Source organism: Alkalihalophilus pseudofirmus, from assembly GCF_029094545.1.
Classification (GTDB): domain Bacteria; phylum Bacillota; class Bacilli; order Bacillales; family Bacillaceae_D; genus Alkalihalophilus; species Alkalihalophilus pseudofirmus.
Genome location: NZ_CP117835.1, coordinates 1781784 through 1797051, shown reverse-complemented (window position 1 = coordinate 1797051; position 15268 = coordinate 1781784). Strand labels below are relative to the sequence as shown.

General features: G+C 39.2%; 17 protein-coding genes. 14 read left to right on the top strand and 3 right to left on the bottom strand.

Annotated features, from left to right (window positions below):
- The first annotated feature begins 67 nt into the window (after window positions 1–67).
- From PQ478_RS09625 to PQ478_RS09605, 5 genes are all read left to right on the top strand, one after another.
- Window positions 68–418, top strand: a complete 351-nt coding sequence (locus tag PQ478_RS09625; RefSeq protein ID WP_289236683.1) for a DUF1904 family protein — start codon at window positions 68–70, stop codon at window positions 416–418.
- 33 nt (window positions 419–451) lie between these two features.
- The gene (locus PQ478_RS09620) at window positions 452–1189 is read left to right on the top strand and encodes a sulfite exporter TauE/SafE family protein (protein WP_289236682.1); all 738 of its coding nucleotides are present in this window, start codon (window positions 452–454) and stop codon (window positions 1187–1189) included.
- Between the two features lie 131 nt (window positions 1190–1320).
- Window positions 1321–2208 (top strand): TIGR01777 family oxidoreductase, encoded by an 888-nt coding sequence (locus tag PQ478_RS09615; protein WP_289236681.1) that lies wholly within the window; start codon window positions 1321–1323, stop codon window positions 2206–2208.
- 331 nt (window positions 2209–2539) lie between these two features.
- On the top strand, window positions 2540–3118 hold the full coding sequence (locus PQ478_RS09610) for a histidine phosphatase family protein (RefSeq protein ID WP_289236680.1): 579 nt from the start codon (window positions 2540–2542) through the stop codon (window positions 3116–3118).
- Window positions 3115–3852, top strand: coding sequence for an alpha/beta fold hydrolase (locus tag PQ478_RS09605; protein WP_289236679.1), 738 nt, complete (start codon window positions 3115–3117; stop codon window positions 3850–3852). The genes PQ478_RS09610 and PQ478_RS09605 overlap by 4 nt, the downstream gene beginning before the upstream one ends.
- 17 nt (window positions 3853–3869) lie before the next feature.
- Here the strand turns inward: PQ478_RS09605 and PQ478_RS09600 are convergent, their stop codons facing one another.
- A complete protein-coding gene (locus PQ478_RS09600; protein WP_012958650.1) occupies window positions 3870–4061 on the bottom strand; it encodes a YuzK family famiily protein in 192 nt (63 codons plus the stop codon).
- A 146-nt stretch (window positions 4062–4207) separates the two neighbouring features.
- Between PQ478_RS09600 and PQ478_RS09595 the strand changes: the two genes are divergently transcribed.
- From PQ478_RS09595 to ytvI, 8 genes are all read left to right on the top strand, one after another.
- The gene (locus PQ478_RS09595; protein ID WP_289236678.1) at window positions 4208–4564 is read left to right on the top strand and encodes a SpoIIAA family protein; all 357 of its coding nucleotides are present in this window, start codon (window positions 4208–4210) and stop codon (window positions 4562–4564) included.
- 145 nt (window positions 4565–4709) lie between these two features.
- Window positions 4710–5573, top strand: a complete 864-nt coding sequence (locus PQ478_RS09590) for an MBL fold metallo-hydrolase (protein WP_289236677.1) — start codon at window positions 4710–4712, stop codon at window positions 5571–5573.
- Window positions 5574–5613: 40 nt separating this feature from the next.
- A complete protein-coding gene (locus PQ478_RS09585) occupies window positions 5614–5766 on the top strand; it encodes a hypothetical protein (protein ID WP_289236676.1) in 153 nt (50 codons plus the stop codon).
- Between the two features lie 94 nt (window positions 5767–5860).
- Complete coding sequence (locus PQ478_RS09580; protein ID WP_289236675.1) at window positions 5861–6058, top strand: hypothetical protein; 198 nt, start codon at window positions 5861–5863, stop codon at window positions 6056–6058.
- A gap of 18 nt (window positions 6059–6076) precedes the next feature.
- The gene (locus PQ478_RS09575) at window positions 6077–6376 is read left to right on the top strand and encodes a spore coat protein (protein WP_289236674.1); all 300 of its coding nucleotides are present in this window, start codon (window positions 6077–6079) and stop codon (window positions 6374–6376) included.
- Between the two features lie 123 nt (window positions 6377–6499).
- Window positions 6500–7351 (top strand): alpha/beta fold hydrolase, encoded by an 852-nt coding sequence (locus PQ478_RS09570; RefSeq protein ID WP_289236673.1) that lies wholly within the window; start codon window positions 6500–6502, stop codon window positions 7349–7351.
- Between the two features lie 113 nt (window positions 7352–7464).
- Entirely contained in the window at window positions 7465–8226 is a 762-nt protein-coding gene (locus PQ478_RS09565) for an LAGLIDADG family homing endonuclease (protein ID WP_289236672.1), read from the top strand.
- A 621-nt stretch (window positions 8227–8847) separates the two neighbouring features.
- Complete coding sequence (gene ytvI, locus PQ478_RS09560; protein ID WP_289236671.1) at window positions 8848–9972, top strand: sporulation integral membrane protein YtvI; 1125 nt, start codon at window positions 8848–8850, stop codon at window positions 9970–9972.
- Window positions 9973–10004: 32 nt separating this feature from the next.
- Here ytvI and parC read toward each other — a convergent pair whose 3' ends face one another.
- Both parC and parE read right to left on the bottom strand, forming a co-directional pair.
- The gene (parC, locus tag PQ478_RS09555; RefSeq protein WP_012958640.1) at window positions 10005–12437 is read right to left on the bottom strand and encodes a DNA topoisomerase IV subunit A; all 2433 of its coding nucleotides are present in this window, start codon (window positions 12435–12437) and stop codon (window positions 10005–10007) included.
- Window positions 12438–12439: 2 nt separating this feature from the next.
- A complete protein-coding gene (parE, locus tag PQ478_RS09550; protein ID WP_217694089.1) occupies window positions 12440–14431 on the bottom strand; it encodes a DNA topoisomerase IV subunit B in 1992 nt (663 codons plus the stop codon).
- 252 nt (window positions 14432–14683) lie between these two features.
- On the opposite strand from parE, the gene PQ478_RS09545 reads away from it, so the two are divergent.
- A complete protein-coding gene (locus tag PQ478_RS09545) occupies window positions 14684–15241 on the top strand; it encodes a GNAT family N-acetyltransferase (RefSeq protein WP_289236670.1) in 558 nt (185 codons plus the stop codon).
- Window positions 15242–15268 lie beyond the last annotated feature (27 nt).

Sequence of the window (15268 nt, the reverse complement as noted above, 5' to 3'; positions counted from 1 at the left end):
ATTATAGTAGAGCAGACAAGCTAGCAACTCTCAACTTGTTTAGTAATCCTGTTTGAAAGGAAGAGGCATGATGCCATTTTTACGTTTTAAAGGAATTGATAGCGATATTGTAAGACACGCAGCACCTTATTTAATAGATCAGATATCATTAATTGCAAATTTGCCGAAAGAAACGGTGAAGATTGAAGTTATTTCCGTTGTACAGATAACAGACACACCTTCTTCGGTCGAGATCTTTATGTTTGAGCGGGACCAAGAAACCCACAATCATCTAGCTTCAATGATTAATCAAAAATTAACTGATTACGGGTATACGAATGTGCATGTATTCTTTGTCATTTTAAATCCGGATCTCTACTACAAAGAAGGTAAACCTTTAAAAGAGATTCCAAGAAACGTCGAAACAACATTTATGTAATAACGATAATCAAACGAGCAAGGATCGGTGTTTATGTTTTTTGAGTTACTCATTATTTTTCTTATTATCTTAGTTGGGGGCTTTATTCAAGGAGCAAGCGGATTTGGCTTCGGACTTGTTGTCATGGGGTTTCTGCCCCTTTTCTTAACCATTAAAGAAAGCACGTTAATCGTCGTTACGCTTTTATTAGTTGCCGCCTTAAGTATTATTTTCAAAGTGTATCGTTCGATTGATTTAAAAGGAATAGGTATTTTGATCGCCTCGGCCATGGTTGGTCGAGTTTTCTCTTTTTTCTTCTTAAGTACATACGGAGAAATGGATAGTTTAAAGAAAATTTTAGGCTTTTTCTTAATTGGAATGGTGATCTTTCTTCTTCTACAAAAAAAGAATACAGCTCCTGATCAGAGAATTCATCCCCTCATTCCGATATCATTAGGTTTTTCAGGTGGATTTATAGGCGGGATCTTCGCTGTTGGCGGACCCTTTTTCGTCTTCTATTTCTTAATGATCTATCTTAACGAGAAACATAAGTATCAAGCTAATTTGCAGCTGATGACGATCATTACCAGCTTATCTACGATTACATTGCATGGGATAAATGGAGATTTCAACTCCAACATGATGATCTATATATTCATCGGTATTATTGGTGTTTGCATTGGTACTTCACTTGGTATGAAGTGGTTTGAGAAGCTTCCAAATCACCTGATTAAAAGTCTTGCAATGATCATTGTATTCATAGCCGCATTAAACTTGATTATTCTTTCTTAGCTTGCTGGATTCTATGATTCTAGCAAGCTTTTTTCATTTATATTTCGGAAACGTTACAATTGGTTTATAATGGGAGTCACATCAGGTCATCCACCTTATTTGGAAATCGCCATTGATGGGAGAGAATTCATTTGAAAAAGAAAGTTGTTTTAGCCGGTGGTACAGGATTTATCGGTCAGCATTTTGCAAAACTTTATAAAGAGCTTGATTATGACGTACATATTATTTCTAGACAAAATGAACATATTTCTTGGACAGATAAAGAACGAATGCTAAAAGCTATAGATGGCGCTGAATTACTTATTAATTTAGCAGGGAAGTCCGTCAATTGCCGTTACAACGAGGCAAATAAAAAGGCTATTATGCAGTCTCGTACAGAAACTACAAAAGCATTAGGCAAAGCCGTACTTTCATGTGAAACCCCTCCTAAACTGTGGATTAACTCGAGTACAGCAACTATTTACCGCCATGCAGAGGACCGAGCGATGACAGAGGCAGACGGAGAAATCGGCACCGGTTTTTCAGTTGATGTTGCAACGACTTGGGAAGACACTTTCTTCGCCTATCAGCTGCCGCATACACGTCAAATTGCCTTACGTATTGCGATTGTCCTTGGAAAAGGCGGAGGAGTCATGATCCCTTACTTGAACCTTGTAAAATTTGGCCTCGGCGGTGTGCAAGGGACAGGCGATCAAATGTTCAGCTGGATTCACCTTGATGATTTATTTCAGATTGTAGAGTTTTTACGAGAGCGAGAAGATTTAAGCGGGGTATTTAACTGTTCTGCACCTGAGCCTGTGACCAATCACGAGTTTATGAAACAATTACGCACGAAGCTTAATGCGCCGATTGGTCTGCCTGCCCCTAAATGGATGCTAGAAGCTGGCTCTGTCCTTATCAGAACTGAAACCGAACTCGTCCTAAAGAGCAGATGGGTCATTCCTGAGCGACTAGAGCAGGCTGGTTTTACATTCACCTATCCTACGCTAGATCAAGCACTTAGTGAAATCATTCATTAAGAACGCTAAAGAAGTTAAGAGAGATCTCTTAACTTCTTTTTGCTTTACAACAAATTATGCAGTTCTGTATCAAAATGGTACAGCTATAAAATCAGCAATAATACTTACTGTTTAAATAGAAGGGGGGGACATATTTTTAGTTTCAACATTGCTAATAAACCCCTTTGATAACTCTGTTTCCTCGCATAACTGTGCAATGTTTATATTTTTTTGCCAGCAAGAGTTATAGTGAAGTACCCACCGCTTCTTTATTATAAGCAGCGTTTTTTCATGCCGAAAATTACCTTTTGATGGTAAAATTCATAAAAGATCATTTAAAAGGGAGGCTTTTATGACTACCATCTATTTTGTCCGCCACGCTCATTCCACCTATTCCACAGACGAGTTAGGTCGTCCTTTATCAAAGCAAGGAATGGAGGATGCGAAGAAAGTCACGAACGTTTTAAAGGGAGAGAAAATTGATATTGTCCTATCAAGTCCTTATAAACGGGCTATTCAAACGGTTAATGGGATTGCTGAATTTACGGGGAAAAGCATTGGTATAGTGGGAAATTTCCGTGAACGAGTATTAACGACCACACCAGTTGAAGATTTTTCTCATGCTATTCAAAGAGTATGGGGGGATGAAACATTCTCTTGGCCAGGAGGAGAGTCCAATCTAGAGGCCCAGAAAAGAGGCATCTCAAGCTTAAATGAAATATTGGATACATATGAAGGTAAACACATTGTTATTGGAACTCATGGGAACATCATGGTATTAATGATGAATTATTTTGATACATCATACGATTTTTCATTTTGGAAGATGCTTGACATGCCAGACATTTTTAAATTGACCTTTTGTAAAAAGGAATTGAAAACAGTTGACCGAATCTGGGAACCTGCTATTAAAAAGGAGCGAGAACGATGATCTTACATACAACAATTTGTGGTGAGGGAGTCCCTCTGTTATTGCTGCATTCTGGGGGGATGACGGGCGAAACAGAATACGATGAGCAGTCGGCTTACTTCTCACAACGTAATTATAAGGTTATTAGGCCAGACCTTAGAGGACATGGGAAGTCAGGTAGGTTATCCGGTGACTATTTCGATTATTGTGCTGAAGACATAATAGAAACGTTAGATTATCTAGAAATAAAATCGTGCCATGTAGCTGGTGTGTCTCTAGGCGGGTTGACCGCGCTTATTTTTGCAAACCAATTTCCTGAGAGAGTTAGAAGCTTAACATTCACAGGGATCTTTCCTGAGAAAAAGCAAAATTGGGAAGATCAGCTGAAAGAAGAAGAAGAAAATCTTACATCGCTTTCAAACGATCTAGAAACAGTGTCTTATTTAAATACTATACATGTAAATAATGATTGGCGTGCTTTATTTAAATCATGGACAGAACCGAATTGGTATCCGTTTCACGAAACGAGCAATGTAGCAAGCCTCGCCTGTCCGACATTATGCATTGCTGGTGACGGGTTATCTGATGAAATAGAAGCAGCCATAACGTTCAGAAAGCTGAATTCAAGCATACAACTTGCTATCATCCCTTTTGCTAACCACCTCGTTCATAGGGAGCAGCCATCTTTATATACTGAAACCTTAAATCTTTTTTTACAAGAGGTAGATAATAGTCAAAAAAGACAATCCCGCTAAAGATTGTCTTTTTTTATCTATTTTGGAATATTGTTATTTAATTGTTTCTGAAGTTCCTTATTCTTGCGATAATCTTCCTCACGTGCTTTTTCAACTTCGATCTTCTTGTCTAAATCATTTACATACTCTTCATGAGTAATCCCATGAGCATGCTGCATCCCTTTTTCCATTACTTCTGGTATATGTTGTTTTTGCGCGTTTCTATCCATTATTAACACTCCTCAATTTTATCGATATGTATACAATTCCCGCATGAACTAAGAGTTAAACATGAAATATAACCTGCTATTTCCACCAAGTTTATCCACTATGAGCAAAGGGAATAACAACAAAAACAAGTTTGGAGGGAATGTATATGATTCGTAAACTGTCTACAAGCACAGAGAACATTATTGAGTATGAAGTGGATGATACCTTAACGGAGGAAGAGAATAAGGAAGTACTTGATGAATTAAAAACAGTGATCAACCAATATGGTAAAATTAAGATTCTTGTGCGTTTAAACGAGATGGCCGGAGTCGAATTATCAGCCATAGATGATCGTCTTGCCTTTGCGAAAGAGCATTTATCAGATATTGAGAAATATGCACTTGTCAGTGATGCAAACCTAGCTGAATATATATCAAAACTAGCTGACAAGATGACTCAAATGGATATGCGCCACTTTGCTAAAGATGAAGAAAAAATGGCAAGGTCGTGGATAAGAGACTGAATAGAAACACTTGAAGCGTTCTTTCTTAATATGAGGAAGGATGCTTTTTCTATGATTTTTCACTTGTAAATAATTAGGATATTTTTATATGCAGGAGACACACTAAGAGGAGTTTTTAAATATTTTTCTAAATGAGGTTAAAAATATGGATAAACAAATGTCATATGGCGACGACTATAAACCGCTTCCTGCAACATCGATTGCAGATGATGTATGTATTCAAGTAGTACCTGATGTGTTTAGTTATACGAATAAGATTGTTAATTTGGTCTTTGTTGGTCACCCGGATGAAAAAGAATTTGTTTTAATAGATGCCGGTATGCCAAATTCAGCACCTCATATTATTAAAGCATGTGAACGAGTATACGGTGCTGACTGCCGACCTAATGCTATCCTTTTAACTCACGGTCACTTTGACCATGTAGGTTCCATTATTGAGCTTCTAAATCATTGGGATGTCCCTGTTTATGCGCATCCTCTAGAACACCCTTTTTTAAATGGTGAAAAGGAGTATCCAGAAGCAGATCCCACAGTAGAAGGAGGGATGCTTGCCAAGCTCTCACCACTGTTTCCAAATGACCCTATTAACATTAAAAGTCATTTAAAGCCTTACCCTTCAGATGGAACGGTACCGTTTTTAGAGGATTTCAAATGGGTCCATACACCAGGTCATTCGCCTGGTCATGTATCTCTCTTTAGAGAAAACGATCGCACGTTAATTGTAGGGGATGCATTTGTCACAGTGAAACAAGATTCACTATATAAGACGATTACTCAGCAAAAAGAAATAAACGGGCCGCCGCGTTATTTTACTACTGATTGGAGCGAGGCTTTCCGATCTGTTCAAAAGCTGCATCAGCTGCAACCAGAAGCAGCGATTACCGGGCACGGTGCACCTATGTCTGGTATAGAATTAAAAGAAAATCTGGATAAACTCGTTCACGATTTTAAAGAGGTATATGTTCCTGACTACGGTAAATACGTAAAAAAGGACGATTTACTTCATTAAAATTAACTCCGACATTCATTTGAAAGTGAGGAAACATTATATGAATGAGAAAGACTACATGATCACAAAAGAAACGAGAAGAGAAAGATTTAAAAGAGAGTTAGAGGAACAATTCAAAAAGCCCCTAATTCACAAAGCAATAGCTACAAAAGAAGTCTTTGTACCATTAGATACATCAAGGCTTTGGAATTAAGTAACAGTCACTATATAGATCTAAAGATAAGTTACATCGTATAAGGGTAAGCACTTTAACGAACGATAAGGTAACGCGGATATAGGGAGGAATCATGATGTTTACAACAAAAGAGCTCGCTCTCATTGAAGATGAAATTAGAGCTGAAGAAATCACAGCAAAAACAATGAATTGGTGTGCTGCTCATTGTGACGACGATGAATTAAGATCACTTATCGAACATATGGCAGAATCTCATCAAAAAAATATCATTCAAATCTCTACTTATTTAAATCAAGCTAAACTCCAATAACAGCAGGGGGTACATGATATGCCTAACAACATAGAACATAGAGGACTCACAGATCGTGAAATGCTGCAGCTTTGTCTTGAGCTTGAGAAAGGCCGATGCCGAAGCTTAGTCTCTACCATGCTTGAAACGAGCCACACAGATCTCCGTCAAGTGTATGAAGAGTGCTTACAAGCAGCAAATGATCAGCATGCTCATTTATATGAAGTGCTGAATGATAAAGGCTGGTATGAAACGCTCCATGCAACACCTGAAGCGATTAATCAAGCTCAAGCGCTCATGCAAAATAATCTTCATCCTGATGACCAATTTAAAGCTTAAACATTAAAACACAAAAGTACACGGCATACGCTGTGTCTTTTGTGTTTTTAACATACACCACAGGTTTGAGCTGCAAATTAATAGAGAATAGAAGAATAGTGCAAGGTAGAGGAGGAGATTGAGGTGGAGAAAGTGGATTTCGTCATCATAGAAACTAATGATATAAAGCTTCACACCGCTGTAGCAGGACCGGAGGATGGACCGCTAGTCATTTTATTACATGGGTTCCCTGAATTTTGGTATGGGTGGCGAAATCAAGTTGAGCCGCTTGTTCAATCTGGTTATCGTGTAGTAATACCCGATCAGCGCGGCTATAACTTAAGTGAAAGACCCCTTGAGATTAAAGAATATACGATTGATCATTTAAGAGATGACATTACCGGAATTATTGATTACCTCGGCTATAAAAAAGCAAATATTATCGGGCATGACTGGGGAGGGATTGTCGCTTGGCATTTAGCCTCCACCAAACCTGAATATGTTGAAAAACTAACGGTCATTAACAGTCCGCATCCTGCAGTGTTTAAATCAACCATTTTAAAGAATCCAATGCAACTTTTGCGCAGCATGTATATGATGTTTTTTCGAATCCCTAAGCTGCCGGAAACTCTTCTAAGTAAAAACGATTATGATTCGGTGAAAAAGGTATTAACGCAAACAAGCCTTCCTGACACATTCACTGACCAGGAATTATCAAAGTATGTGCAAGCATGGCAGCAGCCAAATGCCCTTACAACGATGCTTAATTGGTACCGAGCGATGACAAGAACTCCTCTCGTAAAACCATCAATCATTCAAGTTCCAGTGCAAGTATTATGGGGACAGAAAGATGCCTTTTTATCGTCACAGTTAGCGAAGGATAGTGCAGCTTTATGTAATGATGCAGAGCTTATTATGATTGATGGGACGCATTGGGTGCATTTAGAGAAGTCAGAGCTCGTTAACTCCATGATAGAAAAGTTTTTAGCAAAATAGAGTACCCGGACAGCTTGTTGATGATTTCAACAAGCTGTTTATTTATGTGTTGGTTACATAATTTCACTTAAACTTAATTACTCAATACCGAACATATGTACTATAGGGTTGTTATGGAGCGAAGCAGCAGGTACTGTAAACTAACTTATGAGGAGATTGCTGAACGTTATTTAAGCGGACAAAGCTCTGCGGAAATCAGCGCAGCAGCAGGAGTGATGAGTCGATCAGTAACAAGAATATTAAATAAATTAAACGTTGAAATGCGACCACGGGGCAGCTGGAAACGAAAGCACACTCTAAATGAAGACTATTTTAAGCATTGGTCAAATAAGATGGCATATTTGCTAGGATTTTTTGTGGCAGACGGCTGTGTATCGGGCGAACTGCAGACTATTTCTTTTTCTCAAAATGATAAAGCTATACTTGAAGACATACGCAATGAACTTGGGTCAACTCATAAAATCTATTTTAACGAAAAAATAAATGTCTATACATTATATCTACACAGTAAAATTATGAAAACAGACTTGGTTGACCTACATGGAATTCAACCTAACAAATCTAAAACTATAGAATTTCCGCACATTCCAGACCAATATATCAGCCATTTTATACGAGGATTATTCGATGGAGATGGACACTTATACAGAACTAAATATTATATATGTTTTGTAGGTGGCTCTAAAGCATTTATGGTTAAACTTTGTCAAATCCTAAATGGCTTTAACTTTAATTCTAAAGTGGTTCAAACCAGCAGCTATTATAGGGTTTACGTTTCGGGGAAAGATGATGTGAAGAGGTTCGGTGAATGGATATATACAAATAAATCACTGTATTTAGATAGAAAATATAAAGCATTCGGCATTGAAAACTAGAATTTCTAAAAAGAGTAGAGATATGTAATATTAATTAGGTTTTTCTTTTTAATTAGAAGTAGACATAATATATCTTATAGGACACCATAAAAACAATCTAAAATACGTATCATATCAAAAGTATACTTTAAGTTTTGAGACAGAAAAGAAATTTAGATGAAATGACTGATTATCTAACTTAATTGCTATCTGGTTGTTTATTTATCATTTCATCTATAAATAATTTAATCATTGTTGCTTAATCAAGTTACTATCAATTAAAAAATTATTATGCAGTTAATGATACGCCATATTTTTATCATTAACTGATTTATGCTTTATCGAAACTCTCCTTAAGTTCTCCAAGCCTCATTCTATACTAATTTAAACCACTCCAGTTCCCATACACCCTTTATTAAACCGACAACAAGTTTACATAATCAATTTATTGTCTATTCTTTGTAATACTCCTGTTTTTCTTTACTTGTTCTATTTTTATTTCATGCTGCATATATACCTATATTAAATACTTAACACTCATTTGCCGCAAATTGACACGGAACTATCTTACACTTAAAATTATGGTATATGTTACCAAATTCACATGCAGTTATGACCTCTTTTATCGAAAGGAACGTATTTATGACACGTGAACATGGCTTAATGATTCTTCGTACAGTTATTATTGCTATTGCAATTATTGTATTCGGCTGGTTATTAATTAATTTCTTTTCGTTAACCTATCCATTTTGGATTGCTGCTGCGATCGCATGGTTTCTTCAGCCTTGGGTTCGTTTTATGAGAGAAAAGCTTAAATTCAGTTCTGGTTTTGCTAGCTTTTTCGGCTTATTAGGAAGCATTATTTTAGTCAGTTCTGTTATAACCGGTGCCATTTTTCTCATTGGTTACAGCCTGCGTAACTTTTTTCAACAAATCCCAGGCTGGATTGAGACGTCTTCCGTTTCTTTGCAGCAATTTTTTAATCAAGTCATATTTCCTTTCTGGCAGCAAATTTTAGGCATCTTTGATACATTCAGTTACGAGGAGCAAGAAGCCCTCCGGCAAAGTATCGTTCAGTTGGGATCTCAAGTTGGTAGTTTGCTCGGACAAGCAGGCCAAACCCTTGTTGATCGAATCACCCATATTCTGATGGGTGTTCCAACATTCTTAGTTGCTTTTGTCTTTATCATCTTGAGTATTTACTTTATGGGGAAACAGTGGACCTTTTATAGAGAAAAGACACGTGAAGCCCTCGCTCCTTCATTTTTGCTGCTTATTAGAGACTTTGGAGCTGCCGTTCGAACTCGATTATTCGGCTTTGTGAAGGCTCAATTTATATTAATGGTGATTACTGGTTTAATAGTTCTCGTTGGACTCTCCATCCTGCGTGTAGAACATGTTGTTACCCTTGCCGTCGTAATTGGAATCGCTGAGCTCTTGCCTTATTTAGGTACAGGAACGATCTTGATTCCTTGGTTCGTTTACTTATTCATCGTCGGAGATTTTTCGCTAGCAATAGGGTTAACAATTCTATATGGCATTATTGTAATTGTAAGGCAGCTCATTGAGCCTAAAATTTTATCCTCGAATTTGGATCTAAACCCTGTAGCGGTGCTTATTTCTCTTTTTGTCGGTCTGCAGCTGTTCGGTGCGCTAGGGCTGTTATTTGGACCTGTGTTACTCGTGTTCCTAATGATTTTAAATGATATCGGCGTGGTCCGCTCGGTTACCCAATTTATCAAAAATGGATGGGCTAAAGAAACATAAAAAAGCTGAACCGATTAGGGTTCAGCTTTTATTTATTCACTTGCTTCACGTTTCGTTTGTCTCACTTCCGTTACAGAGCCTGCTTGTGCTGAATCAATGGCAAAGGATCCATTTGAGTAACGATCACTCATTCGGTAAGCGGACGGATCGATTGTTTCTTGCTGGCCTTTTTCAGTAAGTATTTCAATTAATGTTTCTTTTGAAACACGTCTGCATCCAATGACTCGATGTGCATTCGACTTTAACTCTCGCAACATCACTAACCCGCGCTTTGCACGTGATGATTTATCAAACTCACTTAACGGCATTTTCTTTACCGCGCCGCGATGTGTAACAATAAATAGATCAACTTTGTCTTCTGGTTCGAAAGTGAAAGCATCTACGACTTTATCATCATCTTTTAAATTAATCGCTTTTACACCTGCTGCCCTCTGACCAACGAGGCTAATTTCTTCTTCATCAAACCATAACCCGTATCCTAGATGAGTCGCTATAAATAATTCTTTCTTCCCGTCCGTACGCATCACAGATACCACTTCATCATCAGCCTTTAACTTTAACGCCATAAGCGGCTTTGAAAAACGCTGTGCTTGATAAAGAGATAACTGAGACCGTTTGGCCATTCCATTTTTCGTAATAAATAAGAGTGACTCGGACTCACTGAATTCTTTGACTGGCATCGCTCTCAAAATACAGTCGTCACGATCAACACTAACTAAGTTAGCAATATGCTGCCCGTTGTCTTTCCAGCGGATATCAGGCAGATGATGAACTGGTACATACAAATAGCTGCCAAGTTTAGTGAATAAGAGCAGTGTATCTGTTGTATTCATTTCAAACCGGTCTAAAAGCCTGTCTCCCTCTTTCATCCCTGGCGGCTCACCGTTTGAAGCAGTATAAGAGCGGATGCTCGTTCGTTTCACATAACCTTCTTCTGTAACGGTAACCATTACATCTTCAGAGGCCACTAGAACATCCATATTAATCTTTATTTCTTCAATTTCTTCTTTAATCACTGTACGTCTTGGGTCTGCAAACTGCTTTTTCACAGATTGAAGACCTTTTTTAATAACCGTGATCAGCTTTTTCTCGCTGCCTAAAATGGCTTCTAACTCATGAATACGGCGCTCAAGCTCTGCTGCTTCTTCTTCTAGGGTTGTAATATCCGTATTAGTTAAACGATATAGCTGCAATGTTACGATCGCTTCTGCTTGTGCTTCTGAGAAGTCGTATTCACGAATTAAATTCTCTTTCGCGTCTTTCTTATCTTTAGATGAACGGATCGTCGCAATAACCTCATCTAAAATTGAGATCGCTTTAATTAAGCCTTTTACGATATGCTGACGGTCTTTTGCCTTTTTCAAGTCATATTGGGCACGACGAGTCGCAACTTCCTTCTGGTGGTCAATATACGCTTGAATCAGAGGCTGCAGTCCCATTAGCTTAGGTGTCTTGTTATGGATTGCTACCATATTAAAATTATACGTCACTTGTAAGTCAGTATTTTTGAACAGGTAATGAAGGATCGCCTTAGCATCTGCTTCTTTTTTAAGCTCGACAACAATACGTAAGCCTGTACGGTCTGTATCATCACGCACTTCAGCAATTCCATCTACTTTTTTATCAAAACGTAGCTCGTCCATCTTCTTTACGAGATTGGCTTTAACGACTTCATAAGGAATTTCAGTGATCGTGATTTGCTGGCGTCCGCCGCGCAGCTCTTCAACTTCCGTTTTCGCACGAACAATCACTTTCCCTTTACCTGTACGATAAGCCTGCTTAATCCCGTCAATCCCTTGAACAATCCCGCCTGTTGGGAAATCAGGTCCTTTAATGACCGTCATTAAGTCCTCAAGCGTCGTTTGCGGCTTTTCCATTTGCATAATCACACCATCGATAATTTCACTAAGATGATGCGGTGGGATATCTGTTGCATACCCCGCTGAGATTCCAGTTGATCCGTTTACTAAGAGATTCGGAAACATTGCCGGCAAAACGACCGGCTCATCTTCTGAATCGTCAAAGTTAGGAATATAGTCAACTGTTTCTTTATCAATATCACGCAGGAGCTCTGCTGAGATTTTAGATAGTCTTGCTTCTGTATAACGCATCGCTGCAGGAGGGTCGCCGTCAATCGAGCCGTTGTTTCCGTGCATATCGACAAGAAGGTTACGAACCTTCCATTCCTGACTCATCCGAATCATCGCATCATACACAGACGAATCACCGTGCGGATGATAGTTACCGATTACATTACCGACCGTTTTCGCTGATTTACGAAACGGTTTATCCGCTGTGTTTCCATCACGATACATCGCATATAAAATACGACGCTGCACAGGCTTTAACCCGTCACGTGCATCCGGCAGGGCACGCTCTTGTATAATGTATTTACTATAACGACCGAACCTATCACCAATAACGTCTTCTAAAGGAAGGTCTAAGTAACGCTCTGTTTGTGACACGCTTATTCCTCCTCAACTACTGCTAAGTTTTCATTTTCTAAGATGTTTGTTTCTTCCTCAAGACCGAAGGCAACATGTGTTTCGATCCATTTACGGCGAGGTTCAACTTTATCACCCATCAACGTAGTTACTCGTCTTTCTGCTCTAGCAGCATCATCAATTTTAACACGGATCAACGTACGTGTTTCAGGGTCCATCGTTGTCTCCCATAGCTGAGTCGCATTCATCTCACCGAGACCTTTATAGCGCTGCAGCATATATCCGCGTCCGACCTTCTTAATTGCTGTATCAAGCTCCCGTTCATCCCATGCATACTCAATAACTTCTTTTTTGCCTGTTCCTCTGCTTACTTTGTAAAGAGGCGGAAGCGCAATATATACTTTACCTGCTTCAACAAGCGGGCGCATATAGCGATAGAAGAATGTTAAGAGGAGCACTTGAATATGCGCGCCATCCGTATCAGCATCGGTCATGATAACGATTTTATCGTAATTCACATCGTCGAGGTCAAAGTCTGCCCCTACACCCGCTCCAATCGTATGAATGATTGTGCGGATCTCCTCGTTTTTCATAATATCTTCAAGCTTAGCTTTCTCCGTATTAATCACTTTCCCGCGAAGAGGCAGAACCGCTTGAAATTTACGATCACGTCCTTGTTTAGCAGAACCACCGGCAGAATCACCCTCAACGAGATATAATTCGTTACGTTTAGGGTTTTTCGATTGAGCTGGTGTTAATTTCCCGCTTAGGAGAACATCCTTTCGCTTGCTCTTCTTACCGTTACGCGCATCCTCACGGGCTTTTCTTGCTGCTTCCCTCGCTTGAGCTGCTTTTACCGCCTTTTTGATCAGCATCGTGCTGATATCAGGATTCTCTTCAAAGAAATAGGAGAGCTTTTCTGAAACAAGCCCATCTACAGCCGAACGTGCTTCAGGTGTCCCTAGCTTGCTTTTTGTTTGTCCTTCAAACTGCAGCTTTGCTTCAGGCACTCGAACAGACACAATAGCCGTAAAGCCTTCACGGATATCAGATCCATCCAAGTTCTTCTCTTTTTCTTTTAGAAGCTTCACCTTACGAGCATATTCATTCACTGCTCGTGTCATCGCAGCTTTGGCGCCTAATTCATGCGTACCGCCGTCTTTTGTGCGGACATTATTAACAAACGATAAGACACTCTCTGTATAGCCATCGTTAAATTGAAACGCAAGCTCTACTTCAATCTCTTGGTGTTCGCCTGAAAACGATACAACAGGATGCAGCGTTTCTTTATCCTCATTTAAATATTCAACAAACGCTTCGATCCCATTATCATAATGGAAAATCTCGTTCTCTTGGTCACTGCGCATGTCACAAAGCTCAATTTTTAACCCTTTTAAAAGGAATGCAGCCTCGCGCAGCCGCTCTGATAACGTTTCAAAGTTATATGTGGTCACGCTGAAAATCGATGGGTCTGGTTTAAAATGAATTGTTGTACCAGATTTTCTAGTCGTCCCCTGTTTTTCTAGGGTTGTCACTGCCTTACCGCCGTTTTCAAAACGCTGCTTATATACCGTTCCATCGCGTTTGATTTCAACAACGAGCCATTCTGACAAGGCATTTACAACAGACGCCCCTACGCCATGCAATCCGCCGCTCGTTGCATAGCCTCCTTGACCGAATTTACCTCCTGCGTGTAATACAGTTAAAATGATCTCTGGAGTTGGCTTGCCTAATTTATGCATTCCAACAGGCATACCCCGGCCTTCATCTGTGACTGAAATACTGTTGTCACGGTGAATCGTAACTTTTATGTATGATCCGAATCCTGCAAGAGCTTCATCTACAGCATTATCTACGATTTCATAAACGAGATGATGCAGTCCTCGTCCATCCGTGCTTCCTATATACATACCTGGGCGTTTTCTAACCGCCTCTAATCCTTCTAATACTTGTATTGCGTCATCGTTATAATCAAGATGTTGTTTCTTAGCCAAGATTGGTACTCCTTTCAACATGCTACTTGTATTGTAGCACAAACGAACACATGTTTCTATTGGGTCTTTAACCTGTGTTCATTTAGTGGTTTAATGCACGTTCACCATTGCCTTTACTATTGTAGCTGTTATTTCAGTATTCGCAACCTCTTTTAGGGATTCCTGCTTTTTCTATGAAAAAAGTCATAGCGGATTTTGACGAAAGATTGACGATTGGCCATTGATCTCACATGCTATAATAATTGAGATATCAAATGTAGAGGAGACTAATGCGTGCAGACTTTTCAACTATCAGGGTTTACCGAACGTTTGATCGTAAGACCTTATCAGTACCATGATTATGTGAATTGGTTTAACCAATACTCAAGCCGGAAGCCTTCTGTGCACCTCTATGATGAGGGGCAGGTTGATATGAGTATGTGCACAGAACAATGGTTTTATGACTTGGTCAACCGGCATCAAGGGATGGCCAAGGAGGATTCATTATATGTATTTGGTGTGTTTAACAAGAGCGATCATACTCACTTAGGCGTGATCGATGTATCTACTTTAATGAGAGAAAACTTTCATTGGGGCAGAATTGGGTATACCATTCATAATCAACACTGGGGGAAAGGGTATGGGACAGAGGCCGTAAAGGAAGTGCTGCGTCTCGCTCATACGGAGTTAAATTATCACCGGATTGAAGCACATATCAATCTAGATAATAACGCCTCCATCGCCTTGGCTGAAAAAGCAGGCATGCAGTACGAGTGTATAAGAAAAGGATTCATACATGAGTTTGGAAAATGGACCGATAACCTCATCTACTACTCTCAATCAAACGAATAAAAACGTGCCTAGATAATAAGGCACGTT